Genomic DNA, 26,138 nt, shown 5'->3' on the forward strand with positions numbered 1-26,138 from the left:
CGGAGGCCACTACCGAGGACCGGCCTCGACTCTGCGGCCGAGGGAGTGGTGAGGACGCGGGTGGTCTCTGTTGAATCTGTGGCTGTCGTGCGGTCGTGACCGACGACACGTACACCCTACTAAGAAAGAGGGAGCGACCGAAGCCGCTCCCTCCGACGAGCCTAGCGGCGCAGACCCAGACGCTCGATGAGGGAGCGGTAGCGGGTGATGTCCTGCTTGGCGATGTACTTGAGGAGACGGCGGCGGCGGCCGACCATCAGGAGCAGGCCACGACGGCTGTGGTGGTCGTGCTTGTGGTCCTTGAGGTGCTCGGTGAGCTCGGTGATGCGGTGCGTGAGCAGCGCGACCTGGACCTCGGGGGAGCCGGTGTCACCCTCGCCGGTGGCGTACTCGGCGATGATCTTCTCTTTGGTGGCGGCGTCGATCGACACGTCGTTCCTTTTCTGGAGAATCGGCACGCAGGGCGACCCCGGTCCGTAGGGGCCGGGATCAGACGCGGTGACCGCGCGTGCGAACAGTCACCGTCGCGTGTGCTGCGCGGTTCCCGTCGATGACGGGAGGGCATCGCGCTCCCCCACCACAGGTCACGGAACCGTGACCTCGTGCGGGGCACACGTGGACGGACCCACCCTACCCCAAACACGAAGGCCACGGGCGCGCACGGAGCGTGGGGGAGATCTCCCCCGCTCAGTCGACGACCAGGATCTCGCGGCAGCGGTCGACGTCACGACGCATGGCCACGATGAGGTCGTCGATGCTGTCGAACCGCTCCTGGCCCCGGATGCGCGCGGTGAAGTCCACGGTCATCCGCACCCCGTACAGGTCCAGGTCGTCGCGGTCCAGGGCGTAGGCCTCCACGGTGCGCTCGGCACCGTCGAAGGTGGGGTTGGAGCCCACCGAGATCGCGGCCGGCCACAGCGACTCGTGCCCGGCGGCGGACTCGACCCGGCTCAACCAGCCCGCGTAGACGCCGTCGCCGGGGACGGCGGTGTGGGGGGCCAGGTCCATGTTCGCGGTGGGGAAACCGAGCAGTTCGCGACCGCGCGCCGCGCCGTGCACGATCTCGCCCTCGACCCGGTGCGGGCGGCCCAGCAGTTCGGCGGCCTCGGCCACCGCGCCCTCGCCCAGCAGCGCGCGCACCCGGGTGGAGGTGATGGTCTCGCCGTCGGCGACCAGGGCGACACCGTCCACGCTGAAGTCGTACTCCACCCCCAGTTCGGTCAGGACGCCCAGGTCGCCGGCGGCCCGGTGCCCGAACCGGAAGTCCTCGCCGACCACCACGGCGGCGGCGTGGAGCCGGTCCACCAGGAGCGCGCGCACGAACTCCTCGGGGGTGCGCGCCGACAGGTCCTTGGTGAAGGGCATGACGCACACGGCGTCCGCGCCGTACTCCTCCACCAGGGCGATGCGCCGTTCCACCGGGGTGAGCACGGCCGGGGCGACGCCGCGCAGCACCGCCTCGGGGTGCGGGTCGAAGGTCACCACCACCACGGGCAGGTCGAGGGCCCGTCCCCGTTCGACCGCGGTCGCCAGGAGGGCCTGGTGTCCCCGATGCACCCCGTCGAAGACACCGACGGCCACCACGGACCGCCCCCATTCGGAGGGCACGCCCTCCGGCCCGTCCCATCGCCGCACGTTCGACTCCCCTTCGTCTCTGGCTTTCGGGGGGTCTCGGAGACCTCCCCGTCCAAGCCTGCCACGTCCCCCGCCCCCGTACCGACACGAGCCCCGCACGACCCGTCCCGAGCACCGGGCCGCCAGCGGCACCCCGAGGAGTGGTGGGCGTCGACGCGCCCTCGGATGTCGAGGGCCATGATCCGATGACGGACCCGGTGGGAGGAACGACGGCCCGCCCGTTCGCCCGACGACCGGCGGGTTCACCGGGTCGTGTGGACGACGCGCGCGTTGAGAACCCCGGCCCGCCGGGGGCGGAGGGGGTCGACAGTCGGTGGAGGGGCCGCTAGCCTGCCCGGATGCCGATGATCGACACGGGTTCGACCCGACTCGCCTATGACGAGGCCGGTTCCGGGCCGGCCGTGGTGCTGGTGCACGCGGGGGTCGCCGACCGGCGCATGTGGGACCACCAGTTCAGCACCCTGGCCGCCGGCCACCGGGTGGTCCGGTACGACTGGCGCGGGTACGGCGGTTCCGCCGACCACGAGGGGCCGGTGGAACACCACCGGGACCTGCTGGACCTCATGGACGCCCTGGAGATCGACCGGGCGAGCCTGGTGGGCGCGTCGTTCGGCGGTGCCTACGCCGTGGACGCGGCCCTGACCGCCCCCGACCGGATCGACGCGCTGGCCCTGGTCTGCCCCGGGCTGTCCGGGCACCGGTGGCCGCAGTCGTTCACCGACGCGGCCACGGCCGCCGTGGGTACCGCCGTTCCCCCCGAGCGCCTGGACCGGTACCGGGCGGGCAACGCCGAGCCCGATCCCGCCGACGTGGCCGCGATGGCCAGGGCCCAGGCCGGATTCATGGTGCTGGGTCCCGGTCGGATCCCCGAGGACATGGCGCCCGAGGCCTGGGACATGAGCCTGCTGATGCTGCGCGAGCTGTTCGCGCGCCTGTGGTCCTCCCCCGTCAACACGCCGCGGTGGATCGATCCGCCCGCCAACGGGCGGCTGGCCGAGATCGGCGTGCCCACGCTGGTCGTCAAGGGCCTGTCGGAGGTGCACGAGGTGCGCGACGTCGCCGATCTGTACGCCGCCGGGATCCCCGGAGCCCGCCTGGTGGAGTTGCCCGACACCGGGCACCTGCCGTCGGTGGAGCGCCCCGCCGAACTCACCGCCGCGCTGACGGAGTTCCTGCGCGAGGCCGCCCACGGGGTTCTGGAGGCCGGCGGAGAAGACGTCCGAGGCACGAGGGCGTCGACGTAGCGGCCGAAGGTTCCCGTTCCCCGGGCGGCCTCGCACGAACCGAAGCGCGGCGGGGGCCGGAAGGGCGCACCCTAGGCGGGTTCGAACACCACGAGCGGCTTCATGTGGTCGCGGCGGTTCTCCGCCAGCGCGATCACCCGGCCGTCCGGGGCGAAGAGCCCGATCGGCCCCGGTCCCAGTCCGCTGGGGTCGATCCTGTTGCCGTTCCGGACCCGGCGCGTCTCCTCCTCGGTGAGGGTGCGCACCGGGAAGGCGACCGCGACCGCCTGCGCCAGCGGGACCTGGGTGAACTCCTTGGCGAGTTCGTCCAGGGTGCGGGCCTGCGTCAGGTCGTAGGGTCCCACCCGGGTGCGGCGCAGCGCCGTCAGGTGGCCGCCGACGCCGAGGTCGGCGCCCATGTCGCGGGCCAGGGACCGGATGTAGGTGCCGCTGGAGCAGACGATGGAGACGTCCACGTCCACGAACGCGCCCACCTCGTCGGCGGCCCGGCGGATGTCGGTGACCGCGAACGACGTGATGGTGACCGGCCGCGCCTTGAGCGCGACCTCCCTGCCCTCACGCGCCGACTTGTAGGCCCGTTCGCCGTTGACCTTGATCGCACTGACCTGCGGCGGGACCTGCATGATCTCGCCGGTGAGCGTGGCCACCACCGCGTGGACCGCCTCGTCGGTCACCCCCGACGCGTCCATCCGCTCCCTCGGCTCGCCCTCGGCGTCGTCGGTGTTGGTGGTGAGCCCCAGGCGGACGGTGCCCTCGTAGGCCTTCTCCGTGAGGGTCAGGTGCCCGAGCAGCTTGGTGCCCTTCTCGATCCCCAGCACGAGGACCCCGGTGGCCATCGGGTCCAGGGTGCCCGCGTGCCCCACCCTGCGGGTGCGCGCGAGCCCGCGGGTCTTGGCGACCACGTCGTGCGAGGTCCAGTCGGCGGGTTTGTCGATCACCACGACGCCGCTCTCGGCCATCGGTCGGTCTCCTCGGGGAAAAAGGGGGACGGCGGCGTCATGCCGCCGTCCTGTCGTACTGCCTGGGGCCACGGGCCCGAAGAACGCCGAGGACTACTCCTCGTCGTCCTCGACCTCGCGGGGCGCCTTGTAGGGGTCGGCGTCCCCGGCCGGGCTGGCGGAGCCGGCCCGCTTGGCCACCTCGGCGTCCGACTCACGCGCCTTGACCAGCAGTTCCTCGATGTGCTGGGCGTTCTCCCGCACCTCGTCGATGACGAAGGTCAGGCTCGGCGTGTGGCGGATACCGGTCTGGCGGCCCACCTCGCTGCGGATCACACCCTTGGCGCTCTCCAGTGCGGCGGCGGAGGCGACCCGGTCCTCGGGCCCGCCGAACACCGTGTAGTACACCGTGGCGTCGCGCAGGTCGGCGGTGATGCGGGCGTCGGTCACGGTGACGAATCCCAGGCGCGGGTCCTTGATCCGCCGGTCCAGCATCTCGGCGACGATGCGCTGGATACGGTCGGCGATCTTGCGCGCGCGTGCGGCGTCAACCATCGTCAGTCTTCCTCTTCATTGAAGAGTCGCTGCCTGGCGGACAACAACTCCAGTTCGGGACGGCCCGCGACGAAGCGTTCGCAGGTGTCCATCTGCTCTCGGGCGTGGGCCGCGGTCGGGGCCACCACCGCGACACCGATCTTGGCGCGACGGTACAGATCGTGTTCCCCGACCTCGGAGACCGACACCGAGAACTTGCGGCGCAGCTCGGCGATGACCGGCCGCACCAGCGAACGCTTCTGTTTGAGCGAGTGGACGTCACCGAGAAGGACGTCCAGGGTCAGCGCCCCAACGTACAAGTGATCACCTGTGGTGTTGTGAACCGTCAAAGGCGGGGCCCCGGACACTCGTGTCCGGGGCCCCGATGGATCAGGCCTCGCGACTAGTCGCGGGGCTTCTCCTGCATCTCGTACGTCTCGACGACGTCCTCGACGCGGATGTCGTTGTAACCGACACCGATACCGCACTCGAAGCCCTCACGGACCTCGGTCGCGTCGTCCTTGAACCGGCGCAGCGACTCCACGTTGAGGTTGTCGGAGATGACGACCCCCTCGCGGATGAGCCGGGCCTTGGTGTTGCGGCGGATGATGCCCTCGCGGACGATCGAACCGGCGATGTTGCCGATCCGGGGCACCTTGAAGACCTCGCGGACCTCGGCCGAACCGAGCTTGACCTCCTCGTAGATGGGCTTGAGGAGACCCTTGACGGCGGCTTCGACCTCGTCGATGGCCTGGTAGATGACCGAGTAGTACCGGATGTCGACGCCCATGCGGTCGGCCAGTTCGCTGTTCTTGCCCTCGGGCCGAACGTTGAAGCCGACGATGATGGCGTCGGCGGAGGCCGCCAGGTTGATGTCGTTCTGCGTGATCGCACCGACACCGCGTCCGATGACCCGGATACCCACTTCGTCGCCACCGGCGTCGATCTTGAGCAACGACTCTTCGAGCGCCTCGACCGAACCGGACATGTCACCCTTGATGAGGAGGAGCAGCTCGGAGCGCTCACCCTCCTTGAGGTGCTGCTGCCAGGTGTCGAGCGTGACCCGACGGGCCGACCTCGCCTGCTGGGCGAAGCGCTCGCGCGCCTCGCGCTGCTGGGCGATCTGCCGCGCCACCCGGTCGTCCTTGACGACCAGGAAGCTGTCGCCGGCGCTGGGCACGTTGGTCAGACCCAGCACCTGCACCGGACGGGACGGCTCGGCGCTCTGCACGTTCTGGCCGTGCTCGTCGAGCATGGCGCGAACGCGACCGTAGGCGTCGCCACAGACGATCGAGTCACCGACGTTGAGCGTGCCGCGCTGGACCAGCACCGTGGCCATGGAACCGCGACCGCGGTCCAGGTAGGCCTCGATCGCCAGACCCTGCGCGTCCATGTCCGGGTTGGCCTGAAGGTTCAGGGCCGCGTCGGACGTCAGCACGATCGACTCCAGCAGGGAGTCGAGGTTGGTGCCCTGGAGAGCGGAGATGTCCACGAACTGGACGTCGCCGCCGTACTCCTCGGCCACCAGACCGTACTCCGTGAGCTGCGCGCGGACCCGCTGCGGGTCCGCACCCTCGACGTCGATCTTGTTGACCGCCACCACGATCGGCACCTCGGCCGCCTTGGCGTGGTCGATGGCCTCGGCCGTCTGCGGCTTGACGCCGTCGTCGGCCGCGACCACCAGCACCGCGATGTCGGTGACCTTCGCACCACGGGCACGCATGGCGGTGAACGCCTCGTGACCGGGGGTGTCGATGAAGGTGATCTTGCGCTCTTCGCCGTCCACCTCGGTGGCGACCTGGTAGGCACCGATGTGCTGGGTGATACCGCCGGCCTCGCCGCCGACGACGTTGGTCTTGCGGATGGTGTCCAGCAGTCGGGTCTTACCGTGGTCGACGTGACCCATCACGGTGACCACCGGCGGGCGGGCACGCAGGTCCTCTTCGGTGCCGTCGTCCTCACCGAAGTCGATGGAGAAGGACTCCAGGAGCTCGCGGTCCTCGTCCTCCGGGCTGACGACCTCGATGCGGTAGTTGAGCTCTTCGCCCAGCAGCACCAGGGTCTCGTCCGGAAGGGACTGGGTCGAGGTGACCATCTCGCCGAGGTGCAGGAGCACCTGGACCAGCGACGCCGGGTTGACCTCGATCTTGTCACCGAAGTCGGCCAGCGATGCGCCGCGGGACAGGCGGATGACCTGGCCGTTGCCGCTCGGGATCTTGACGCCGCCGAAGGACGGGGCCTGGAGGTCGTTGAACTCCTGACGCCGCTGCTTCTTGGACTTGCGGGCACGCCCGGGACGACCGCCCGGACGACCGAACGCACCGGCCGTACCGCCGCCGCGACCGCGACCGCCGCCACCGGGACGACCGCCGAAGCCGCCGCCACCGGGACGACCGCCACCGCCACCGCCGGCACCGGGACGCGGACCGGTGCCCGCGGGGGCACCTCCGCGACCACGACCGCCGCCGCCACCGGGACGACCGCCGCCGGCTCCGCCGCGACCGGCACCCGCGGGCGGGTTCGGACGGGAGGAGGGCATGTTCATCGGGCTGGGACGCGGACCGCCGGGGCGGGGACCGCCCGGACGGGGAGCGCCGGCCGCACCACCGGGGCGCGGCACACCGGCGGCGCCACCGGGACGCGGGGCGCGCTCGCCCTGCGGACCCGGACGCGGGCCGGGACGGGGACCGCCCGGAGCACCGGCGCCACCGGGACGCGGGGCGCGCTCGCCCTGCGGACCCGGACGCGGGCCGGGACGGGGACCGCCCGGAGCACCGGCGCCACCGGGACGCGGGGCACCGCCACCCGGACGCGGGGCCGGCTTGGCACCCATGCCCGAGGCGTTGGTCTGGAACGGGTTGTTACCGGGACGCGGACCGGACGGGCGCGGGCCCGGACGGGGATTGCGGCCCTCGGAACGCGGACCGCGGTCACCGCGCTCGGGACGGTCGCCACGCGGCCCGCCCTCGGGACGGTCACCGCGCTGCGGACGCTCGCCACGCTCGGGACGGTCACCGCGCTCGGGACGGTCACCGCGGGGGCCACCCTCGGGACGGTCACCGCGCTGCGGACGCTCGCCACGCTCGGGACGGCTCTGCGGGCCGGGACGGGGCGCGCCACCGGGGCGCGCGCCGGACTCGGTGCTCGCAGCCTTGAAACCCGGCTTGGGGGCGACCGGCGGACGCGCGGACTCGGCCTGAACGGACGGGGTCTGCGCCGCCGGTGCCGGCGTGGCCGGAGCCTGCGCGGCGGGAGCCGGGGGCTGCGCGGCCGGAGCCTGCGCGCTCGGCTTGGGAGCCGCGGGTCCCGGCTTCGGACCCGGCTTGGGAGCGGGCCCCGGCTTGGGGGCCGCAGAGGTCTCGCCGGAGGCGCGCGGACCGGGCTTGGGAGCCCCGCCCTTCTTGCCACCGTCGGAACCGTTGTTGAAAGCCTCTTGCAGGCGTCGCACGACCGGAGCCTCTATCGTCGAGGACGCCGAACGAACGAATTCGCCCATCTCGTTGAGTTTGGCCAGGACGGCCTTGCTCTCTACTCCGAACTCTTTAGCGAGTTCGTACACCCGGACCTTCGCCACTACTCTCCTTCAGCTTCGGTCCGGGACATGGGCCTGTGCCGGACCGTTGTTAGCTCGTACTCATCGCTGCGTACTCATCAGGCGCTCATCGCAATCTCGACCTGCTTCCTCATCGCTACACAACAATGGGCCGTTCTTTACGTGTGCAGGACACAGCACTGCACACCGACCTCGATCACTACAACCCAGAGGTCGGCCCGGACATTCCAACCCTATCGGGACGGGTTCTCCGGTGGGTCATGCGGGGCGACGCCGAACAGCGTCGCCACACGTGAGACGTCCCACCCGGTGTCACCCGGTTCCCTCCGGTAAGCGCGGGACCACACCCGGCGGCGTTCGGCCGTTTCGAAACAACGGCGATCGTCGTGCAGGTAGGCACCGCGGCCCGGACGTCGACCTCGAACGTCGGGGATGACGGCCGTGCCCTCGGCCACCATCCGAACGAGGTCGGATCGGTCTGCCCGCGACCGACACCCCACGCACGTGCGCATGGGACGGTCGGGACCGTCTTCGGCCACCATATCGCGTCGAGGCATGGGCGCGACCCGTTTAGCCGTCCGTCGCGGCGTCGCGACCGCCCGTGCGGGCCTCGTCATCGACGGCTCCGGTGGTCTCCGCGTCGGAGCGGATGTCGATGCGCCACCCGGTCAGACGCGCGGCCAGGCGGGCGTTCTGCCCCTCCTTGCCGATCGCCAGGGACTGCTGGTAGTCCGGGACGATGACCCGGGCGACCCGAGCGGCCATATCGAGGATTTCCACGGAGTTGACCCTGGCCGGGGACAACGCGTTGGCCACGAACACCGCGGGGTCCTCGGAGAAGTCGACGATGTCGATCTTCTCCCCGTGCAGCTCCGCCATGACGTTGCGCACGCGGCTGCCGAGCGGGCCGATGCAGGCGCCCTTGGCGTTCACGCCGCCCCGGTGGGAACGGACCGCCATCTTGGTGCGGTGACCGGCCTCACGGGCGATCGCCGCGATCTCGACGGTGCCGTCGGCGATCTCGGGGACCTCCAGCTCGAAGAGCTTGCGCACCAGGTTGGGGTGGGTGCGCGAGAGGGTGACCGAAGGGCCGCGGTGACCCTTGCGGACCTGCACCACATAGGCGCGCAGACGCTCGCCGTGGGTATAGGTCTCGGTGGGAACCTGCTCCTGGGGCGGTAGGACCGCCTCGATCCGGCCCAGGTCGACCAGGACGTTCCGGGGGTCCTTGCCCTGCTGGATGATGCCGGAGACGATGTCGTGCTCGCGCCCGGCGAACTCGCCCAGGGTGAGCTCGTCCTCGGCGTCGCGCAACCGCTGGAGGATGACCTGCTTGGCGGTGGAGGTCGCGATGCGACCGAAGTTGGTGGGGGTGCCGTCGGACTCGCCGACGACATCGCCGTTCTCGTCGAGTTCGGCCACCCACACGGTGACGTGCCCGGTGGAACGGTCGAGTTCGACCCGGGCCTTCTTCTCCGGCCCCTCCTCGCGGTGGTACGCGATCAGCAGGGCGTCCTCGATGGCCCGGGCGACCAGCTCGACGGAGATGTCCTTCTCGCGTTCCAGGCTGCGCAGAACGCTCATGTCAATGTCCACGGGGCTCCCCCTCTAGTCCGCCGCGTCGGTGTCGGCGGCACGACGGAATTCCACCTGTACCTTGCCCTTGCCGATCTCGGCATGGGTGTAGGCGCGGGGCCGGCCCTCGACGTCCAGGGTGATGCCCTCGTCGTCGGCGTCGGTGACCCGACCGGTGACCTGGTCTCCGTCGGCGAGGGCCACCTGTACCAGGCGGCCTCGCGAACGCCGCCAGTGACGCGGCAGGGTCAGTGGACGGTCCACACCGGGGGAGGTGACCTCCAGGACGTAGGGCAGCTCGCCCATGACGTCGGAGGCGTCGTCCAGGATCGCGTTGATCTCCTGGCTGACCTCGCCGACCGTGTCGAGGTCGACCCCGGTGTCGGAGTCCACGACCACGCGCAGTACCCGGCGTTTGCCGGCCGGTGTCAGCTCGACGGCGTCCAGGTCCAGTCCGGCCGCGGCCAGTACCGGTTCCAGCAGCTCGGCGATGCGCTCTTCACGCGCCTGCGCTCCCATGTGGTGTCTGCCCCTTCAAGGCGAGAATTCCGCCCGTGCGGCCATCGCGGGGCGGTCCAGCTCTGTACGTGAGTCTTCGACTGGTGGGTCCGCTCCCCCGGTGGGGACGCGAACCGGCCGCGCGTCGCGTACGACGGCGGTTGTGGTGCAAGCGTATCCACACCCGGACCCTTTCCAGGTCGCCGTCCGTGGCGGGGACGCACCGCGAAGGATCCCGTGGGCTCCACATGCCCTGCGTCGTAAGGGGTGCGGAGAGGGAGCGCTTCCGGCTCGGGGCGTGGAAAGATGGGGTCGGCCGGCGTCGAGGACGACGCGGGGCACGGAAGGGGAGAGCGCGTGGGCCAGGGCAACGTCAGCGTCAGCCGCCGCACGGTCCTGGGCGCCGCGATGGCGGGGACCGCGATCGTGGCACTGAGCGGGTGCGGTGGGACCGAGTGGTACCCCGCCGACGTGACCCCCGACGAACACGTGATCCGCTCGCTGCTGCGGGAGAAGGAGCTGATCACGGCCCGCTACGCCAAGGCGATCGAGACCGGCGCCGGACCGACCGACCTGTTGGAGCGGTTGCGGGGTCACCACCTGGAGCACGTGGACGCGTTGACCGCGGCGCTGCCCGATGACGCGGTCGTCCCGGAGGAGGACCCGTCGGCGCGGCCGACGGACCCGGCGCCGGACGCCGCTCCCGACTCCGAGGGACTGCGGGTGTTGGAGACCTCGGCCGCGGCGGCGCGCATCGACCAGTCGGCCGCCGTGACCGATCCCGGTCTGGCCCAGTTGATCAGCGGCATCGGAGCCTGCGAGGCCGGGCACGCCCACCTGTTGGCGCGGGCGTGAACGGCGAACACGAGGAAGGGGGAGGTGCCCGATGAGCGACACCGACCTGTCCGTCGAGGCGATGGACGACGGCCCTCGGGCACTGGCCGAGGCGCTGAGCGCCGAGCACGCGGCGGTGTACGGCTACGAGTTCCTGGGCGGGGCCGGGGGCGACGACGAGTACCGTTCCCGGGCGCTGGAGGCGGCGCTGACGCACAAGGAGCTGCGGGACGGGCTGTACGCCCTGGCTGCCGCGCACGACGTCGAACCCTCGCCGGCCCTGGCGTCGTACCCGCTGCCGAAGGAGCGCGACGAGGCCTCCCTGGACGCCTTCGCGTTGGGTCTGGAGGAGTCGACGGTCCGGGCCTACCTGTGGTTGACCTCCGCCCGCGACATCGGGATGCGCACGACCGGCGCGCGCAACCTCCAGGGCGCCACCCTGCGGGTCCTGGAACGCGGCGGCGAACTGACCGCCCTCCCCGGTTTCGACGGGGGCTGACCCTCTCGGACACACGAGGACGGCCCCGCTCCGCATCGTTCGGAGCGGGGCCGTCCTCGAAGGTTCAGGCGCGGCAGGCGGCCACGGCACGATCGACGATCGCGTCCAGGGCGACCTCCTCGCGCTCGCCGGTCGCGCGGTCGCGCAGCTCCACCACACCGTCGGCCAGGCCCCGGCCGATGATGACGGCGGTGGGCACGCCCAGCAGTTCGGCGTCGGTGAACTTCACACCCGGCGAGACGCCCTTGCGGTCGTCCACCAGTACGCGCAGCCCGCGCGACTCCAGCTCGCCGGCGACGCGCAGCGCCTCCTCGATCTGCGCGCCCTTGCCGGTCCCGATGACGTGCACGTCGGCCGGGGCGATCTCGCGCGGCCAGACGATGCCCTTGTCGTCGTGGGACTGCTCGACGACCGAGGCCACCACGCGGGAGACGCCGATGCCGTAGGAGCCCATGGTGATGCGCTTGGGCTTGCCGTCGGGGCCCAGGGCGTCGACCTGGAAGGCGTCGGTGTACTTGCGGCCCAGCTGGAAGATGTGGCCGATCTCGATGCCGCGCGCGGTGTACAGGGTGCCCCGTCCGTCCGGCGAGGGGTCGCCGTCGCGGACGTCGGCGACGTCGATGACACCGTCCGGGGTGAAGTCGCGGCCGGCCACCAGGTCGAGGACGTGGTGGTCGGGGCGGTCGGCGCCGGTCACCCAGGCGGTGCCGGTGACCACGCGCGGGTCGACCAGGTAGCGGACCTTGTTGTCGAGCAGGGCGCGGGGGCCGATGTAGCCCTTGGCCAGGAAGGGGTTGGCGGCGAAGTCGGCGTCGTCCAGCAGCGCCACCTCGGCGGGCTCCAGCGCGGCCTCCAGGCGCTTGAAGTCCACCTCGCGGTCGCCGGGCAGGCCGACGGCGAGCAGCTCCCACTCCTCCGAGCCGGGGGCCCGCGTCTTGACCAGGACGTTCTTGAGGGTGTCGGCCTCGGTGAAGTCGCGGCCCAGGTCCAACTCGTTGAGGAGGTCGACGAGGGTCCGGATGGTGGCGGTGTCCGGGGTGTGGTGGACCTTCGCCTCGGGGAGTCCCTCGATCGACAGCGCGGGCGGCTCCGGGGTGGTGACGGCCTCGACGTTGGCGGCGTAGTCCGAACCGGTGCTGCGCACGAAGGTGTCCTCACCGGTGTGCGCGACCGCGAGGAACTCCTCGGAGGCCGATCCGCCCATGGCGCCGGAGGTCGCCGCGACGATGACGTACTCCAGGCCCAGCCGGTCGAAGATCCGGATGTAGGCGGCGCGGTGCTTGTCGTAGGACTCCTGGAGTCCGGCGTCGTCGATGTCGAAGGAGTAGGAGTCCTTCATGTGGAACTCGCGACCGCGCAGCACCCCGGCCCGGGGGCGCGCCTCGTCGCGGAACTTCTCCTGGATCTGGTACAGGATGACCGGGAAGTCCTTGTAGGAGGAGTACTCGCCCTTGACCAGGAGGGTGAAGACCTCTTCGTGGGTGGGGCCGAGCAGGTAGTCGGCGCCCTTGCGGTCCTTGAGCCGGAAGAGGGTGTCGCCGTACTCCTCCCAGCGGCCGGTCGCCTCGTAGTACTCCTTGGGCAGCAGCGCGGGGAGCAGGAGTTCCTGGCCGCCCATGGCGTCCATCTCCTCGCGCACGACCCGAGCGACGTTCTCCAGGACGATCTTGCCGAGGGGGAGCCAGGAGTAGACGCCGGGGGCGGCGCGGCGCACGTACCCGCCGCGGACGAGCAACTTGTGGCTCGGCACCTCGGCGTCCGCCGGGTCCTCACGCAGGGTGCGCAGGAACAGGGTCGACATCCGCAGTAGCACGGCCACTCCTCGGTGAACGCGCCCCGTCGGGGCGCGGGTGTTGGAAGAACTAGGGGAACCCCAGGCTAGCGCCACCGGGGGTGCGTCCGCGCGGCGAACGCCCCGCCTGTGGACGACTACGCTGGGCGGGCGATCGAGGGGGACGGGGACATGGGCGGACGCAGGACGAAGGACGACGACGAGGTCATCGGGGCGCCGGGCACGGAGCTGCTCGCCGACGCCGACCGGGCCGATTCGTGGTTCCTGGTGGTGGAGGGCACGCCCCAGTCGCACGTGGACCTGGCGGACCCGACCCACCTGGACTTCTCGTACGTGCGCCGGATGGCGCACGCCGCCGATCTGGTCGCCCCGGAGGGGGAGCCGATCGACGTCCTGCACCTGGGCGCGGGCGCGCTCACCCTGGCCCGCTACGTGGCGCACACCCGGCCGGGGTCGCGTCAGCGGGCGGTCGACGTGGACGCTCCACTGGTGGAGCTGGTGCGGCGCCGACTGCCGTGGGACCGGCGCGCGCAGCTGCGGGTGGGCATCGGCGACGCCCGGGAGTGGATCGCGGCCCGACACGACGCGAGCGCCGACCTGATCGTGTCCGACGTGTTCGCGGGAGCCCGCACCCCGGCGCGGTTGACGTCGGTGGAGTTCTACGCGGAGGCGGCCCGGGTGCTGCGCCCCGGGGGTCTCCTGGTCGTGAACGTGGGCGACGGCGGCGCGCTGACGCACACACGGGGCCAGGTGGCGACGGTCCGCGAGGTGCTGCCGCACGTGGTGCTGTCGGCGGCCCCGGGGGTGCTGCGCGGTCGCCGGTTCGGCAACCTGGTGCTGACCGCCGCCGCCGGACCGCTGCCGGTGGACGGGCTGTCGAGGCGGGCCCACCGCGACACGGAGATGGCCCGTCTGCTCGCCGACGAGGAGCTGGACCGGTTCGTCTCGGGCCGCGCCCCGGTGCGCGACACCGACGCCGTCGACTCCCCGGCCCCGCCCGACGACCTCTTCTGATCCCGGCCGCCCCGGCCCCCGGCGTACTCCCCGGGGAGTACGGCCGACACGCGGATCGTCTCCCGAGGGGGGACGGAAACCCCGGCGTGCCGGCCGTACCGTCGAGGGTGTGACAGCACCACTCCCGCGTCCCACGCGCACCGACACCTGGATCGTCCTGGGACTGTCGTTCCTCTCCGTGGGGAGCACCCTCGCGGTCGAGCTGATCGCCCCGGAACCGCACGGCCGCACCGCCTGGCCGTGGGGGTACGCGATCATCGCCCTGGCCTGCCTCCCCCTGCTGTGGCGCGGTGCCTTCCCCCGTACGGTCGGGCTGGTCTCCGTGGCCGCCGCCACCGTCTACTATCCGCTCGGGTTCCCCGACGGGATGATCATGGTGTGCACCGCCGTGGTGCTGTACGGCCTGGTGCGGTGGGGGTACCGGGCGTTCGGGTGGAGCCTGGGGATCGGCCAGTTCGTCCTGCTCAACGGCTACGAACTGGCGATCTCCGGAACGTTCCGCCCCGAGGCGCTGGGCATCGTCGGCTGGGTGCTGGTGCTGCTGTGTTCGGCGGAGGTGGTGCGCTGGCGGCAGGAGTACCTGAGGGCGGACCGGGAGCGGCGGGCCGAGGCGGAGCGCACCCGCGGTGAGGAGTTGCTGCGGCGGGCCTCGGAGGAGCGGCTGCGGCTGGCGCGCGATGTCCACGACACGGTCGCGCACAACATCTCCCTGATCAACGTGCAGGCCGGGACCGCCCTGTACCTGATGGAGAACGAGCCGGAGCGGGCCGCCGAGGCGTTGTCCACCATCAAGCGGACCAGCAAGGACACGCTCGTGGAACTGCGCGGCATCCTCGGTGTGCTGAGGGCGGTGGACGAGGGCGCGCCGCGCTCCCCGGTGGCGGGGATCGACCGGCTGGAGGAGATCGCCGAGGCCACCCGGGGCGCCGGTATCGCCGTGGACGTCGAACTGGTCGGCGCCCCGACCCGGCTTCCCGCGGGGACCGACTCGGCCGCCTACCGCACCGTGCAGGAGGCGTTGACCAACGTGGTGCGCCACTCGGGGGCGGGCAGGGCGACCGTGCGCGTCGAATACCGACCCACCGAGCTGTTGATCGAGGTCGTCGACGACGGCCGCGGCACGCTGGGCGTGCCCGCACCGGGCAACGGCATCACCGGGATGCGCGAGCGGGCCGCCCTGGTGGGCGGGACCGTGGACGCCGGTCCGCTGGATGGTGAAGGGTTCCGGGTGCGGGCCCGACTGCCGATCGAGGGTTCCGCCGCCGACCGAACGGGGGAACGTTGATCCGGGTGCTGCTCGCCGACGACCAGGCTCTGGTCCGGGCCGGTTTCCGCGCGCTGCTGGACAGCGCGGCCGACATCCAGGTGGTCGCCGAGGCCGCCGACGGCGAGGAGGCGGTGCGGCTGGCCCGCGCCGAACGCCCCGACGTGATCCTCATGGACATCCGCATGCCGGGGGTGGACGGCCTGGCCGCCGCCGCGCGCGTCATCGCCGAACCGACGCTCGGGGCGACCCGCGTCATCATCCTGACCACGTTCGACCTGGACGAGTACATCTTCGAGGCGCTGCGCTCGGGGGTGAGCGGTTTCCTGGTCAAGGACACCGAGCCGCGCGACCTGCTCCAGGCCGTGCGGGTGGTGCACGGGGGCGAGGCCCTGCTGTCCCCCGGCATCACCCGCAAGTTGATCTCCGACTACACGAGCCGCCCGCGCACCGCCCCCTCGCCCTCACCTCGGTTGAACGGCCTCACCGACCGGGAGCGGGAGGTGGTGGCGCTGGTGGGGCGCGGGCTGTCCAACGAGGAGATCGCCGAGAAGCTGGTGCTCAGCCCCGCCACCGCCAAGACCCACGTCAGTCGGGCCATGGTGAAGCTGGGTGTGCGCGACCGGGCCCAACTGGTGGTGCTGGCCTACGAGTCGGCCCTGGTCACCCCGGGGTGGAGCGAGGACGGGACGACACCCTGAGTCGGTCCCGGGGTCCTCTCGGGGCTGTCCCGTAGCCCTCACGGAGTAGGGCGCGGGGGCGACTACCACCGGAGGAGGCGGACGAAAGCCCTCCCGCGGACGATGCCCGGCACCGGACCTCCACCGGATGCTTCTCGTGTTCCCGATGACGATCACGAGGCCCCGCGATGTTCGACGATCCCCTCCTTCTGGCGCGGCTCCAGTTCGCGTTCACGGCGGCCACGCACTACATGTTCGTGGCCCTGACCCTCGGCCTGGCCCCCTACATCCTCGTCACCCAGCTGCGGGCGACGGCGGGCGGCGACCGGGACCGGATGACCGCCGTCCGCTTCTGGGGCGGCCTGTACCTGGTCAACTACGGCATGGGCGTGCTCTCCGGGCTGGTCATGGAACTCCAGCTGGCGGTGAACTGGACCGGCCTCCAGAAGATGTACGGCTACGCCTTCGGGGCTCCGCTGGCCCTGGAGACGATGACGGCGTTCTTCATCGAGTCCACGTTCCTGGGTCTGTGGATCTTCGGGTGGGACCGGATGGGCCGGTGGGCGCACCTGTCCTGCTTCGCGGTGGTGACGGCGACGGCGTACCTGTCGGCGTGGTGGGTGCTGGTGTCCAACGGCTTCCTGCGCCATCCGGTCGGCTTCGAGATCGTGGACGGGGTCGCGCATCCGACCGATCCGGTGGCGTTGATGACCAACCCCGCGGCCACCGTGGCGTTCGGGCACGTCGTGACCGGAACCCTGCTGGTGGGCGGCGCGGTGGTCATCGCGGTGAGCGCGTACCACCTGCGGCGCGGGAACGACCCGCACCGGATCTTCGCGCGCGGCATCCGCTACGGGACGCTGGTGATGTGCCTCGTGCCGATCCCGGTGGCGGTCTTCGGCGGAGTGCAGTTCGAGCTGTTCGGCCAGGCGCCGCCCACCAGTGGACAGACCTACTCGGCGTCGGAGATCGAGGCCGTCGAGGCGGCCGGGAGCGCGGTGCACCCCGCCATCGGCCTGACCGCCGACGCCCTCATGATGGGCATGTGGGCCCTGATGTTCTTCCTGGGGCCGGTCCTGCTGCTGGCCTGGCCGCTCGGCGGCCTGGACCGGTGGCGGTGGTTCCTGGCGCCACTGGTCGTGCTCCCGGTCGCCCCCTACCTGGCGAGCATCGGCGGGTGGGTGTTCCGGGAGACCGGCCGCCAGCCCTGGACCGTCGTGCACCACCTGACGACCGCCGACGCGATGACACCCCTGTCCCCGGCAGCCGCCGCGCTCTCCTTCGGTCTGTTCACGGTGGCGTTCGCCGTCCTGGCCGGTGTGACCTACTGGCTGCTGGTGCGCTATGCCCGGCGCGGTCCCGAGGGCGGCCCCCTCGCCGATCACCGCGACCGGGAGCCCGCCGAGGCCCCCGTCCCCGACCCCACGTTCTGAACCGGAGCCGTGTGCCATGTTCGACGTTCTCTCCACCCTGCTGCTCGTCCTGTTCCTCGTGGGTCACCTGGTCCTGGCCGGGGCCGACGTGGGCCTGAGCATGCTGATGCCGCGTGTGGCCCGCGGTCCCGCGCAGCGACGACGGGTGGTGGCGGCGATCGCCCCGTACTTCCTGGCCTCGGAGGTGTGGCTGGTCTCCCTGGTCGGAGTCCTGGCCGGACTGTTCCCCGCGCTGGAGCACCACGTGGTGGCGGAGCTGTGGCCGGTCCTGGTGGTCCTGACCGCCGGGCTGCTGGTCCGTGACGCGGGCCTGTGGCTGCGCTCCCGGGTGCCGGACGACCGGTGGCGGGCGGTGTGGGACGGCGCCGTCGTGGCGGGCGGCTGGACCCTGGCCCTCGCCTGGGGGTGGGTGACGGCGTCGCTGATCGCCGGGGATCCGGCGGTGACCCCGTTCACCGTGGCGTGCGCGTTGACCGTGGTGTCCCTGTTCGCGTTGCGCGGCGCGGCCTTCGGCGCCGAGCGTCTGGTCGAGGATCCGACGGCCGAGAGCGCGGACGTGGCCGCCCGTGACACCCGGTGGTGGGCGGGTGTCGCCCTGGCGGCGACCCTGGTGACGGTGGTCGCCGCGGTGTCGGGGCCGGGACCGGTGGATCCGTCGGCGGCCGCGATCCCGGCGGCGGTGATGGCCGTGGCCCTGGCGGCGACCCTGGGGACGTCCGGTCCGATGCTGTCGCGGTACACCTCGGCGATCGCGATCGCCGTGCCGGGTGTGACGGTGGCGGTGGCCTCCGGGCTGCCGGTCGCCTCGATTCCGGACACGACGGCGGTCCTGGTCTGGTCGGTCCTGACCCCCGCGATTCCGGTCATGCTCATCGGTCAGGTTTGGCTCTACCGAATGACGCGCCGGCCGAGCAGCTCCCCCGGTTTCTTCGCCTGAGGTCCGGTGTCGGAGACCGGGCGGTACGGGGCCTTCCGATCGGCGCCGAGGGCCGGCGTGTCGGGTCAGGGTTCGTCGATGAAGTCCCCTCGGATTGGGAAAGCCCCGCCACGGGCAGGTCATCTGTCGGGAACCGTGCCGCCCGGGCACGGTGGACCGGACTTCGGACCGATCCCGAGGAGGGAACATGACCCACCCCTTGACCACTCCCCCGAGCGCCTGCGGCTGTGGTTCGGGCTGCGGCTGCGGCTGCCAGAACGGCGGTTCGTGCGGCTGCGGCGGCAACTGCCACTGAGCCCGGCACCCCTTCCCGGCGGGCTGTCCCTCCCCTTGGGGGCAGCCCGCTCCCCGTTCCGCACGCCTTCACCCCCGCGTTCACCCGATGTCCGTGTCGCGACATTCCGCGATGATGGGTATACGCTGAGTCACCAGATGTAGCTGCGCATCCACCCGTTGGGGGGAGATCGGCGATGCCGTTCACCAGGCCGACGCAAGGGACCGCCATCGAACACGCGAAGTTGCTCCGGTGCGTCGAGGGCATCCGGGAACGCTCGGCGCGGGCGGTCCCCTGGGAACCGGACACGGTCGGGATACCTCCGGGCGGCTCCGACAGCGCGCTGGCCCGGATCAACGACGTCGCCTTCTACGCGAACGCGCGCAACGAGGTGTCGACCCTGGCGGGGGTGTGCGCGGAGCTGCTGCGACTGCACCACCCCCAGGACGAGGGGGGAGCGTGCGGGGGATGTCGCCAGATCTGGCCGTGCCCCACCTTCGAGGAGATCTCCCGCCTTCTGGCCTGACGAAGGCCGCCGCCCACCGGGTCGGGGCGCGATCCGATTCCGGCGGGCGACGATCCTTCTGAACCGGCCGTCCTTGGCGCCGGTGACCGAACCACCGGACGCCCTCACCGGGCCGGGCATGGCCAGAGCGTAATACTGGAACACGTTCTACCGCAAGCCCCCGACAACGAACGAACCCTTCCGGTGCATGGAGTCCTCCCGAGAGCATTCACTGGAACGGGTTCTGAACACCGAGCCGGATCGCGGACACGACAGCGCCCCGATGGGGCGCGGGGAAGACGCGAAGGAAAAGAGGGCCCCGCCGGGACGCGGGGGCCGGCCAGGCCCAGGGGCGGGGGACAGCCCCTGGGGCCGACCGGGGGGCGACGGGCGCGGCGTCCCCGACCGGGGCGCGCCCTGCCCGAACGACGGTAACGAGGCAGCGGTAACGCGAACACCCTCCTTCAGATAACCGGAACGTCTCGATTCGCCTCGACGCCGACCGAAAAGCCCGGGATGACCTGCGCCGGCATCGGCGCGCAACGTCACCGGGCGCTCACCCGGAGAGAACGGGAGTGGCATGGAAATCGGGAACCGCCACTCTCCGCGACCTTTCTCGAAAAGGTTGCACGAGGTTGCGATTCCCGACTCAAGCAAACAAGGAAGATCAACCCGGGGTGAACTCCCGGGCACTGTTCTCAACTAACGCGCGTGGCCAGCAGATAAGCGGAAGTGGACTCGGCGTCGACGATATCGGTGACCCGCCAGACCTGGCCCCCGACACTGAACACATCGCCCACCCGGACATCGATCATCGGTGTGGGGCGCCACTCCTTGGGTCCGCCGATCTTGGCCACCGATCGGCCCGTCTCGTCGATCCAGAACTGGCCACCGCCCACCGGACCGCCGAGGAAGCGGTCGTTGCGTCCGTAACTGATCTTTTCCTGCGCGCCGATTTCGTGGACCACAGTGGATTCTGCCCCAACCGTCTCGGATTCCATAGAAAACGCAGCCATGTTAACCCGGCCGCGTCAATTGTGCATGGCGATTCGGCCTCCATGGAGGCTTTTCAGCAGAGTAGCCGACAAAAGTAAGTGCGGGCCGGGACCAAAGTCCCGACCCGCACCCGAAAAAAGAAGGAGGATGATTCCGGGGTTACCGGCCCTTGCCCATCAGCCCCTTGACCCGCCCCGCCAGGGCCTCGATCGCCGAGCTGAACGGGTGGTCGTGGACCATGTACGTCCACGTCATCGACGGACGCTTGACGCCCACCGTGGAGACGTCGAGTTCGCCGTCCCGGACCTCCAGTTCGCCGAAGCTCTCCGCCGCCCGGGCGCGCGCCTCGTCCAGGAAGCCCTTGAAGACGGGCACCGCGTCGCGGTTGAACTCGTCCAAGGGGTCACGGCGCCCCAGGAAGCGCAGGTGGATACCCTCGCGCAGCTCCGCCAGGAAGGCGTTGTGATCGGTCCAGCCGCGGTCCAGGTGGTACAGGGTGACGAGCCGGGCCGCCTCGGCGACCTTCTCCTCGCCCACCTCCTCGACCAGCGCCCCGTGCTCCTTCGGCCGGTCCTTCTTGACGTGCCGGTCGCCCTCGTCACCGGAGAGGACCAGTTCGCGGTGTTCCAGGACCACGTCGCGCTGCACGTCGATGAGCTGGTTGTAGCGCCAGGTGTTGCGGTGCACCTCCAGCAGCTGCCCCTCGGCGACCCGCTGGGCGTGATCGACCATGGACAACCAGGCCGGGTCGGTGATCTCGCCGTGGTCGTCGGTGGTGTAACCGGAGGTCTCCGAGGCGTTGTTGACCACCAGGTCGTCGTCCATGCTGACGAAGAACATCGAGTCGCCCGGGTCGCCCTGGCGGCCGGCGCGACCGCGCAACTGGCCGTCGAGGCGGCTGCTGGGGTAGCGGCCGAAGCCCATCACGTACAGACCACCGGCCTCGACCACGCGTTCGCGGTCGGCCATGTCGCTGCCGCCCAACCGGATGTCGGTACCGCGTCCGGCCATCTGGGTCGAGACGGTGATGGCACCGTACGTGCCCGCCTCGGCGATGACGGCGGCCTCGTCGGCGTCGTTCTTGGCGTTGAGGACCACGCACTCCAGGCCGGCCTTGCGCAACCGGTCGGCCAACCGCTCGGACTCGGCGACGTCCTGGGTGCCGATGAGGATGGGACGCCCGGTGGCGTGCACCTCCTCGACCTCCGCGAGGAGCGCGTCCTCCTTCTCCTCGCGCGTGGCGTGGAGGTGGGTGCCGTGGTCCTGCCGGACGTTCGGCTTGTTGGAGGGGATGACGGCGACCTCCAGCTCGTAGAACTCGCGGAGCTGGTCGGCGACGGCCATCGCGGTACCGGTCATGCCGGCCCGGGTCGGGTAGCGCAGGATCAACGACTGGACGGTGATGGAGTCCAGCACCTCGCCGGTCTCGCTGACCGCGACCTTCTCCTTGGCCTCGACCGCCGCCTGGAGGCCGTCGGGCCAACGCTGGAGCAGGGCGATGCGACCGCGGGACTCGTTGATGATGCGGACCTCGCCGTCGCGCACCACGTAGTGCACGTCGCGCTGGAGCAGCACGTGGGCGTGCAGCGCCAGGTTGACCTGGGGCAGGAGCGAGGACTCCTCCTCCGAGTCCGCGTACAGGTCCACGCCGCCCAGCGCCTTCTCCACCACGTCGATGCCGGCGTCGGTGAGCTGGACGTTGCGGCCCTCGGAGTCGATCTCGTAGTGGAGGCGCGGCTTGAGGACGCGTACGACGTCGGCCATCTCCACGTCGGCGTCGACCCGCTCGGCCGCGCCGGCCAGGACCAGGGGGACCCGGGCCTCGTCGACGAGCACCGAGTCGGCCTCGTCGATGATGGCGATGTGGGGTGCGGGAACGACCCGGTCGGCGACGTCGGTGACCATGCGGTCGCGCAGGACGTCGAAGCCCAGTTCGCTGACCGGGGCGTAGGTGACGTCACAGGAGTAGGCGTCACGCCGTTCCGCGGTCGTGGACTCCTCGGTGATCCAGCCGACGGTGACGCCGAGCATGTCGTAGAGCGGTTTCATCCACTCCGCGTCACGGCGGGCGAGATAGTCGTTGACACTCATGACGTGGACGCGCCGGCCGCGCAGGGCGAAGCCCGCCGCGGCCAGGGCACCGGTCAGGGTCTTGCCCTCACCGGTGGCCATCTCCGCGACGTGACCGTCGAGCAGGGCCATGACGCCCAGCAACTGCACGTCGAAGGGACGCTCGTCGAGGGCGCGCCGGGCCGCCTCGCGGCCGACCGCGCAGAGCGACACGAGGTCGTCGCGTCCGTAGGGGAGGTCGGCGTTGCCGAGTTCGATGGCCTTGTCCGTCAGCTCGGTGTCGTCGAGCTCACGCAGACCATCCTCCTCGGCCTCGATCGCCGACAGGAGCTTGGTATAAGGCCGCAGATCCACCGCGCCGGGCTTACCCAGCAGACGGCGCACGCTTTCCGCCATTCGTCCGAACACCCCCACAGGGTAACGCCGGACACACACCTCACAAGACCCCGAACGCACACGTTCGGGGAACCGGCCGCACGGCACGGGCGGCCGGCCGGTCCGGATCAGTAGACGAGTTGGCGTCGGCCGCGTTGACGGGCCTCCACCGCCATGGCGTGTTTGACGAGGGTGACGAGCACGCGCACGACGGACTTGCGGTCACGGGCGTCACAGCGCACGACCGGGACGTCGGGGGTGAGGTCGAGGGCGTCGCGCAGCTCCTCCGCGCTGTAGAGCCCCTCGGGATCGAACTCGTTGACGGCGACGACGAAGGGCAACCGGTACTGGCGCTCGAAGTAGTCCAGCGCCTGGAAGGTGTCCTCCAATCTGCGGGTGTCGGCCAGGATCACCGCCCCCAGGGCCCCGCGCACCAGGTCGTCCCACATGAACCAGAACCGTTGCTGCCCGGGCGTTCCGAACAGGAACAGGGTCAGGTCGGTGTCCAGTGAGATGCGGCCGAAGTCCATCGCCACCGTCGTACTGGTCTTGTCCGGAGTGTGCGAGAGGTCGTCGACCCCGACACTGGCCGCGGTGACCGCGGCCTCGGTGCGCACCGGCGGGATCTCCGAGACGGCACCGACGAACGTGGTCTTACCGACGCCGAAGCCGCCGGCGATGATGATCTTCGTCGACAGTGCGCCGGGGGCGTGGACATCGTTCGTGCTTTTGGCTGGATCGATCACAGTTAGTCCTAGCGAGAGTGCCGGGGCCGAACGAACGGATGGGACCCGCACGGCCCGGTCTTTCGAGGGGCACGGCGCTCTCGGGTCCGATACCCCCGCGAGGGTCGCCGCTCCTGGAACCTAACACCGGACGGCCGTTTTGGACGGCGTTTTGGCACAGTGGTGGCGCGGGTCCGCTTTCTCACATCATCGGAGGGACGGATCCCGGGCAGGACGAAGGACCATCGGACCTCTGAAGGAGGTTCGATGGCGGTGCGTCCCCTTCCGGGAACCGAGCGTGATCATGCAAGCACACTCCCCTACCCCGGGGGAGGGACTTTACGACATTGTGAGCGACCGTTTTCGGCCGCTTTCGGCCGCGCCGATCCCTGTCCGGCACCGTCCACTGCGTCTACGGTGGAGGCAGGGCTCCCGCATGACGTACGCGGTCGCGGAACCGACTCCTGGCACGAGCACCCGACCGCCCCGCGAGAGCCGTCGGCGACGTCCCCGGACGCGACCGGCCACCGACGTCTCGCTCTTCGGCGTCGGAGCGGTCGCCACCGGTCCCGACCGTTCGCCGGAGCCCCACCGGCCCACAACCGTCCACGTGGGCCGGTGGTGGCCATGCCCGGATCCCCCGGCACACGCCCCGGTTGGTCGTAGGATGGGCACGCCTCCGTTCCGTCTCGCGAGGCGCCCTTCCCGATACGACTTCCAGGGAGCCGAGAACTCCGCATGTCCGATCAGCGCGTCGTCCGCCCCGCCCCCATCAGTGGCTTCCCCGAATGGACCCCTCGGGTCCGGGCCGTGGAGCAGCGCTGGCTGGACCATATCCGCGCCGGATTCGAGTCCTTCGGCTTCGCGTCCGTGGAGACCCCGTCCGTGGAGAACCTGGACGTGCTGATGGCCAAGGGCGAGACCTCCCAGGAGGTCTACACCCTGCACCGTCTCCAGGCCGACCCCAAGGACGAATCCGATGCCAGGCTGGGGTTGCACTTCGACCTGACGGTGCCCTTCGCCCGGTACGTCGCCCAGCACTTCAACGAGTTGACGTTCCCTTTCAAGCGCTACCAGATGCAGCGCGTGTGGCGGGGCGAACGACCGCAGGAGGGGCGTTTCCGCGAGTTCACCCAGTGCGACATCGACGTCATCAACGTCGACTCCGTACCGCTGCACTTCGATGCCGAGCTGCCGCGCATCGTGCACCGGGTGCTCAGCGGCCTGGACATCCCGGCCTGGACGCTCAACGTCAACAACCGCAAGGTCCTCCAGGGCTTCTACGAGGGTCTGGGCGTCAAGGACCCGATCACGGTCATCCGCGCCGTGGACAAGCTCCACAAGATCGGCGACGCCGGGGTCCGGGCGATCCTGGTCGAGGCCGGGCTGACCGACGACCAGGCCGGGGCCTGCCTCGCGCTGGCCCGGATCCGCGGCACCGGCGCGGACGTACCCGCCCGGGTGCGTGATCTGGGCGTGTCCTCACCCCTCCTGGAGGAGGGGCTGGAGGAGCTGACGTTCGTCATGGACGACCTGGCCGACCTGCCCGAGGGCGCGGTGGTGGCGGACCTGTCGATCGCGCGCGGGCTGGACTACTACACCGGCACGGTCTACGAGGCGTCCTTCGACGACGACCCCGGCTACGGCAGCATCTGCGCGGGCGGTCGCTACGAGGACCTGGCCGGGCAGTTCATCCGGCGCAGGCTGCCGGGTGTGGGCATCTCCATCGGCCTGACCCGGATCTTCGCCAAGCTCGTCGCCGAGGGCCGGATCGAGGGCGGCCGGGTCTGCCCGACCGACGTCATGGTGGTGGTGCCCGACGCCGAGCGTCGTCGCGAGGCCCTGGCCACGGGTGAGCTGCTGCGCTCGCGCGGGTTCAACACCGAGGTGTTCCACTCCACCGCCAAGGTCGGCAAGCAGATCCAGTACGCCTCGAAGAAGGGCATCCCCTTCGTGTGGTTCCCGCCCTTCGACGAGGACGGCGACCACGAGGTCAAGGACATGGGCAGCGGGGAACAGGCCGCCGCCGACCCGGCGACCTGGACCCCGACCGGCGGCCCGGAAGGCGGCCCGGAAGACGGCACAGAGTAGCCGCTCCGCGACGCGGAAGCGACCGGCATGGGCGGTTTCCGACCGCTCATGCCGGAACCGGCCATTCCCGGGACAGGTTCGGGTAGGGGATGCGACACTGATGCAAGCTGTTCTCCGCGCCCGGGTCCGGACCGATCCGTGTCGTGGGCCGTTCGGTGCCCTAGTAATCGAGGCCATGTCTCCTCCTCGCCACAACCTGCCCCTGTCCGCCGGCGAGTTCATCCGCTTCGTCGGCCGTGAACGCGACATCGTCGATCTGGGCCGCCTCCTGGGCACCGCCCGGATGGTCACGCTGACCGGGACCGGCGGGATCGGCAAGACCAGGCTGGCCCTGCACCTGGCCGAGCGGGTGATACGCCGGTTCCCCGACGGGGTGCGCTTCGTCGATCTGAGCGAGGCCTCCACCGAGGACCAGGTGCTGCGCGCCGTGGCCGGGGTCCTCCAGGCGGTCGAGGACGACGCCCGCACGATGACCGACGCCGTCATCACCGCGCTGCGCACCCAGAGTCTGCTGCTGTTCCTGGACACCTGTGAGCACGCCGTCGACGCGATCGGCCGGCTGTGCCGGGCGGTGCTGCGCGACTGTCCCCGGGTGCGGATCCTGACCACCAGCCGGCAGCCGCTGCACGTGCCCGAGGAGAGCATCTGGCGGGTGCCCCCGCTGTCGCTGCC

24 protein-coding genes are annotated in these 26,138 nt (G+C 71.0%); 11 read left to right on the forward strand and 13 right to left on the reverse strand.

Annotated features, from left to right (window positions below; translation table 11 throughout):
* Window positions 1–161: 161 nt before the first annotated feature.
* Window positions 162–431 carry a 30S ribosomal protein S15 gene (rpsO, locus tag RM479_RS19900; protein ID WP_220559404.1) on the reverse strand — a complete coding sequence of 90 codons (270 nt, stop codon included), beginning with the start codon at window positions 429–431 and terminating at the stop codon, window positions 162–164.
* Window positions 432–687: 256 nt separating this feature from the next.
* Entirely contained in the window at window positions 688–1,635 is a 948-nt protein-coding gene (locus tag RM479_RS19905) for a bifunctional riboflavin kinase/FAD synthetase (protein WP_311513239.1), read from the reverse strand.
* Window positions 1,636–1,973: 338 nt separating this feature from the next.
* On the opposite strand from RM479_RS19905, the gene RM479_RS19910 reads away from it, so the two are divergent.
* Window positions 1,974–2,879, forward strand: coding sequence for an alpha/beta fold hydrolase (locus tag RM479_RS19910; RefSeq protein WP_311513240.1), 906 nt, complete (start codon window positions 1,974–1,976; stop codon window positions 2,877–2,879).
* A 71-nt stretch (window positions 2,880–2,950) separates the two neighbouring features.
* Here RM479_RS19910 and truB read toward each other — a convergent pair whose 3' ends face one another.
* The 7 genes from truB to rimP all read right to left on the reverse strand — a co-directional run bounded on the left by truB (window position 2,951) and on the right by rimP (window position 9,998).
* Window positions 2,951–3,838, reverse strand: a complete 888-nt coding sequence (gene truB / locus RM479_RS19915; RefSeq protein ID WP_311513241.1) for a tRNA pseudouridine(55) synthase TruB — start codon at window positions 3,836–3,838, stop codon at window positions 2,951–2,953.
* A gap of 93 nt (window positions 3,839–3,931) precedes the next feature.
* Window positions 3,932–4,372 (reverse strand): 30S ribosome-binding factor RbfA, encoded by a 441-nt coding sequence (gene rbfA / locus RM479_RS19920; protein WP_311513242.1) that lies wholly within the window; start codon window positions 4,370–4,372, stop codon window positions 3,932–3,934.
* Window positions 4,373–4,374: 2 nt separating this feature from the next.
* Window positions 4,375–4,671 carry a DUF503 domain-containing protein gene (locus RM479_RS19925; protein WP_311513244.1) on the reverse strand — a complete coding sequence of 99 codons (297 nt, stop codon included), beginning with the start codon at window positions 4,669–4,671 and terminating at the stop codon, window positions 4,375–4,377.
* Between the two features lie 83 nt (window positions 4,672–4,754).
* A complete protein-coding gene (gene infB / locus RM479_RS19930; RefSeq protein WP_311513245.1) occupies window positions 4,755–7,925 on the reverse strand; it encodes a translation initiation factor IF-2 in 3,171 nt (1,056 codons plus the stop codon).
* 212 nt (window positions 7,926–8,137) lie between these two features.
* Complete coding sequence (locus RM479_RS19935) at window positions 8,138–8,521, reverse strand: YlxR family protein (protein WP_311513247.1); 384 nt, start codon at window positions 8,519–8,521, stop codon at window positions 8,138–8,140.
* Window positions 8,475–9,488 carry a transcription termination factor NusA gene (nusA, locus tag RM479_RS19940; RefSeq protein WP_311513249.1) on the reverse strand — a complete coding sequence of 338 codons (1,014 nt, stop codon included), beginning with the start codon at window positions 9,486–9,488 and terminating at the stop codon, window positions 8,475–8,477. The genes RM479_RS19935 and nusA overlap by 47 nt, the downstream gene beginning before the upstream one ends.
* Window positions 9,489–9,512: 24 nt before the next feature.
* Window positions 9,513–9,998 carry a ribosome maturation factor RimP gene (gene rimP / locus RM479_RS19945; RefSeq protein ID WP_311513251.1) on the reverse strand — a complete coding sequence of 162 codons (486 nt, stop codon included), beginning with the start codon at window positions 9,996–9,998 and terminating at the stop codon, window positions 9,513–9,515.
* A gap of 336 nt (window positions 9,999–10,334) precedes the next feature.
* Here rimP and RM479_RS19950 point away from each other — a divergent pair, with 336 nt between their 5' ends.
* Window positions 10,335–10,832: a ferritin-like domain-containing protein gene (locus RM479_RS19950; protein WP_311513252.1), complete on the forward strand. Its 498-nt coding sequence runs from the start codon at window positions 10,335–10,337 to the stop codon at window positions 10,830–10,832.
* Between the two features lie 31 nt (window positions 10,833–10,863).
* On the forward strand, window positions 10,864–11,310 hold the full coding sequence (locus RM479_RS19955) for a ferritin-like domain-containing protein (protein ID WP_311513253.1): 447 nt from the start codon (window positions 10,864–10,866) through the stop codon (window positions 11,308–11,310).
* Window positions 11,311–11,374: 64 nt separating this feature from the next.
* Here the strand turns inward: RM479_RS19955 and RM479_RS19960 are convergent, their stop codons facing one another.
* A complete protein-coding gene (locus RM479_RS19960) occupies window positions 11,375–13,111 on the reverse strand; it encodes a proline--tRNA ligase (protein WP_311513264.1) in 1,737 nt (578 codons plus the stop codon).
* Window positions 13,112–13,273: 162 nt separating this feature from the next.
* Here RM479_RS19960 and RM479_RS19965 point away from each other — a divergent pair, with 162 nt between their 5' ends.
* The 6 genes from RM479_RS19965 to RM479_RS19990 all read left to right on the forward strand — a co-directional run bounded on the left by RM479_RS19965 (window position 13,274) and on the right by RM479_RS19990 (window position 19,230).
* Window positions 13,274–14,116, forward strand: a complete 843-nt coding sequence (locus RM479_RS19965) for a spermidine synthase (RefSeq protein WP_311513266.1) — start codon at window positions 13,274–13,276, stop codon at window positions 14,114–14,116.
* A gap of 109 nt (window positions 14,117–14,225) precedes the next feature.
* Entirely contained in the window at window positions 14,226–15,401 is a 1,176-nt protein-coding gene (locus RM479_RS19970) for a sensor histidine kinase (RefSeq protein WP_311513254.1), read from the forward strand.
* Entirely contained in the window at window positions 15,398–16,081 is a 684-nt protein-coding gene (locus RM479_RS19975; protein ID WP_311513255.1) for a response regulator transcription factor, read from the forward strand. The genes RM479_RS19970 and RM479_RS19975 overlap by 4 nt, the downstream gene beginning before the upstream one ends.
* Window positions 16,082–16,248: 167 nt before the next feature.
* A complete protein-coding gene (locus tag RM479_RS19980; protein ID WP_311513256.1) occupies window positions 16,249–17,493 on the forward strand; it encodes a cytochrome ubiquinol oxidase subunit I in 1,245 nt (414 codons plus the stop codon).
* Window positions 17,494–17,509: 16 nt separating this feature from the next.
* A complete protein-coding gene (locus RM479_RS19985; RefSeq protein ID WP_311513257.1) occupies window positions 17,510–18,430 on the forward strand; it encodes a cytochrome d ubiquinol oxidase subunit II in 921 nt (306 codons plus the stop codon).
* A 470-nt stretch (window positions 18,431–18,900) separates the two neighbouring features.
* A complete protein-coding gene (locus tag RM479_RS19990; RefSeq protein WP_274808851.1) occupies window positions 18,901–19,230 on the forward strand; it encodes a hypothetical protein in 330 nt (109 codons plus the stop codon).
* A 677-nt stretch (window positions 19,231–19,907) separates the two neighbouring features.
* On the opposite strand, the gene RM479_RS19995 is transcribed toward RM479_RS19990, so the two are convergent.
* From RM479_RS19995 to RM479_RS20005, 3 genes are all read right to left on the reverse strand, one after another.
* Window positions 19,908–20,210, reverse strand: coding sequence for a DUF6406 domain-containing protein (locus RM479_RS19995; RefSeq protein ID WP_274808850.1), 303 nt, complete (start codon window positions 20,208–20,210; stop codon window positions 19,908–19,910).
* Window positions 20,211–20,364: 154 nt separating this feature from the next.
* Complete coding sequence (gene secA2, locus RM479_RS20000) at window positions 20,365–22,671, reverse strand: accessory Sec system translocase SecA2 (protein WP_311513258.1); 2,307 nt, start codon at window positions 22,669–22,671, stop codon at window positions 20,365–20,367.
* A gap of 107 nt (window positions 22,672–22,778) precedes the next feature.
* The gene (locus RM479_RS20005) at window positions 22,779–23,396 is read right to left on the reverse strand and encodes a GTP-binding protein (protein ID WP_311513259.1); all 618 of its coding nucleotides are present in this window, start codon (window positions 23,394–23,396) and stop codon (window positions 22,779–22,781) included.
* 717 nt (window positions 23,397–24,113) lie between these two features.
* Here RM479_RS20005 and hisS point away from each other — a divergent pair.
* Both hisS and RM479_RS20015 read left to right on the forward strand, forming a co-directional pair.
* On the forward strand, window positions 24,114–25,466 hold the full coding sequence (gene hisS, locus RM479_RS20010) for a histidine--tRNA ligase (protein ID WP_311513260.1): 1,353 nt from the start codon (window positions 24,114–24,116) through the stop codon (window positions 25,464–25,466).
* 175 nt (window positions 25,467–25,641) lie between these two features.
* Window positions 25,642–26,138, forward strand: a 497-nt coding sequence (locus RM479_RS20015; protein ID WP_311513261.1) for an ATP-binding protein, incomplete at its 3' end; no start/stop codon positions are given.

It is taken from the genome of Nocardiopsis lambiniae (assembly GCF_031845465.1).
GTDB lineage: Bacteria > Actinomycetota > Actinomycetes > Streptosporangiales > Streptosporangiaceae > Nocardiopsis > Nocardiopsis lambiniae.